Source organism: Pseudomonas sp. (assembly GCF_050739655.1).
Classification (GTDB): domain Bacteria; phylum Pseudomonadota; class Gammaproteobacteria; order Pseudomonadales; family Pseudomonadaceae; genus Aquipseudomonas.
Genome location: NZ_JBOIBY010000550.1, coordinates 1 through 2,391, shown reverse-complemented (window position 1 = coordinate 2,391; position 2,391 = coordinate 1). Strand labels below are relative to the sequence as shown.

The window sequence follows — 2,391 nt, the reverse complement described above, 5'->3', positions numbered from 1 at the left end:
TACGTGTTGAGCGTGCGGTCAAAGAGCGTCTGTCGATGGCTGAAAGCGAAGGCCTGATGCCGCAAGACCTGATCAACGCCAAGCCAGTGGCTGCGGCGGTGAAAGAGTTCTTCGGTTCCAGCCAGCTTTCGCAGTTCATGGACCAGAACAACCCGCTGTCCGAGATCACCCACAAGCGTCGTGTTTCTGCACTCGGCCCTGGCGGTTTGACTCGTGAGCGTGCTGGCTTCGAAGTTCGTGACGTACACCCGACTCACTATGGTCGTGTATGCCCGATTGAAACGCCGGAAGGTCCGAACATCGGCCTGATCAACTCCCTGGCTGCTTATGCGCGCACTAACCAGTACGGTTTCCTTGAAAGCCCGTACCGAGTGGTGAAAGACGCTCTGGTCACTGACGAGATTGTATTCCTGTCCGCCATCGAAGAAGCCGATCACGTGATCGCTCAGGCCTCGGCCACGATGAACGACAAGAAAGTGCTGATCGACGAACTGGTAGCTGTTCGTCACCTGAACGAATTTACCGTCAAGGCGCCAGAAGACGTCACCTTGATGGACGTATCGCCGAAGCAAGTAGTTTCGGTTGCTGCGTCGCTAATTCCGTTCCTCGAGCACGACGACGCCAACCGTGCGTTGATGGGTTCGAACATGCAGCGTCAAGCTGTACCAACCCTGCGTGCTGACAAGCCGCTGGTAGGTACTGGCATGGAGCGTAACGTAGCCCGTGACTCCGGCGTTTGCGTCGTAGCTCGTCGTGGTGGCGTGATCGACTCCGTCGACGCTAGCCGTATCGTGGTTCGTGTTGCTGATGATGAAGTTGAAACCGGTGAAGCCGGTGTCGACATCTACAACCTGACCAAGTACACCCGCTCCAACCAGAACACCTGCATCAACCAGCGTCCGCTGGTGCGTAAAGGTGATCGGGTTCAGCGTAGCGACATCATGGCCGACGGTCCGTCCACCGACATGGGTGAACTGGCATTGGGTCAGAACATGCGCATCGCGTTCATGGCATGGAACGGCTTCAACTTCGAAGACTCCATCTGCCTGTCCGAGCGTGTGGTGCAGGAAGATCGTTTCACCACGATCCACATTCAGGAACTGACCTGTGTGGCGCGTGACACCAAGCTTGGCCCAGAGGAAATCACTGCGGACATCCCGAACGTGGGTGAAGCTGCACTGAACAAGCTGGACGAAGCCGGTATCGTCTACGTCGGCGCCGAAGTTGGCCCGGGCGACATCCTGGTTGGCAAGGTCACTCCGAAAGGCGAGACCCAGCTGACTCCGGAAGAAAAACTGTTGCGCGCGATCTTCGGTGAGAAGGCCAGCGACGTTAAAGACACTTCCCTGCGCGTACCAACCGGTACCAAAGGTACCGTCATCGACGTTCAAGTCTTCACTCGTGATGGTGTTGAGCGTGATAGCCGTGCCCTGTCGATCGAGAAGTCCCAGCTGGACGAGATCCGCAAGGATCTGAACGAAGAGTTCCGCATCGTTGAAGGTGCTACCTTCGAACGTCTGCGCTCTGCACTAGTCGGTCACACCGCCGAAGGCGGCGCTGGTCTGAAGAAAGGCCAGGAAATCACTGACGAAATCCTCGACGGTCTTGAGCACGGTCAGTGGTTCAAGCTGCGCATGGCTGAAGATGCTCTGAATGAGCAGCTCGAGAAGGCTCAGGCCTACATCGTTGATCGTCGCCGTCTGCTGGACGATAAGTTCGAAGACAAGAAACGCAAACTGCAGCAGGGCGATGACCTGGCTCCAGGTGTGTTGAAAATCGTCAAGGTATACTTGGCAATCCGCCGTCGCATCCAGCCGGGCGACAAGATGGCCGGTCGTCACGGTAACAAAGGTGTGGTCTCCGTGATCATGCCGGTCGAAGACATGCCGCACGATGCCAATGGCACCCCGGTCGACGTTGTCCTCAACCCGTTGGGCGTACCTTCGCGTATGAACGTTGGTCAGATCCTTGAAACCCACCTGGGCCTCGCGGCCAAGGGTCTGGGCGAGAAGATCAATCGTATGGTTGAAGAGCAGCGTAAGGTTGCTGAGTTGCGTACCTTCCTGGATGAGATCTACAACCAGATCGGTGGTCGCAACGAAGCGCTGGATACGTTCTCCGACCAGGAAATCCTGGATCTGGCTCAAAACCTGCGTGGCGGCGTTCCAATGGCCACTCCAGTGTTTGACGGTGCCAAGGAAAGCGAAATCAAGGCCATGCTGAAACTGGCAGACCTGCCAGAAAGCGGCCAGATGCAGCTGACTGACGGCCGTACCGGCAACAAGTTCGAGCGCCCGGTTACCGTTGGCTACATGTACATGCTGAAGCTGAACCACTTGGTAGACGACAAGATGCACGCTCGTTCTACCGGTTCGTACAGCCTGGTTACCC

The 2,391-nt window shown here is 56.8% G+C and carries 1 protein-coding gene; it reads left to right on the top strand.

Annotation, left to right across the window (positions count from 1 at the left end):
• The coding region (gene rpoB, locus ACRESJ_RS26430; RefSeq protein ID WP_431760497.1) for a DNA-directed RNA polymerase subunit beta at window positions 1-2,391 on the top strand (2,391 nt) is incomplete at both ends.